General features: G+C 58.8%; 2 tRNA genes. Both read right to left on the bottom strand.

Going from position 1 to position 255, the window contains the following annotated elements:
• Positions 1–40: 40 nt before the first annotated feature.
• Positions 41–116: transfer RNA gene (locus VSR82_RS40300), tRNA-Ala, on the bottom strand.
• Between the two features lie 57 nt (positions 117–173).
• A tRNA-Ile gene (locus tag VSR82_RS40295) sits at positions 174–250 on the bottom strand.
• Positions 251–255 lie beyond the last annotated feature (5 nt).

Raw genomic sequence — 255 nt, 5'->3', positions numbered from 1 at the left:
CAACGCTCTGCATGTGTGCAGAACCCTGCGCATTGAGGATTGGTGGAGGATGACGGGATCGAACCGACGACCCCCTGCTTGCAAAGCAGGTGCTCTCCCAGCTGAGCTAATCCCCCAGTCATACAGCCCACACTCCAGAGGGGCTCACCCGACCAGCTCACCAGACAAGACAGTGGTGGGTCTGGATGGATTCGAACCATCGACCCCCGCCTTATCAAGACGGTGCTCTAACCGACTGAGCTACAGACCCCTGAG

It is taken from the genome of Burkholderia sp. JPY481 (assembly GCF_038900515.1).
Classification (GTDB): domain Bacteria; phylum Pseudomonadota; class Gammaproteobacteria; order Burkholderiales; family Burkholderiaceae; genus Paraburkholderia; species Paraburkholderia youngii.
Note: the sequence above shows the minus strand (reverse complement) of the source record. Positions and strands in the feature narration are given on the sequence as shown.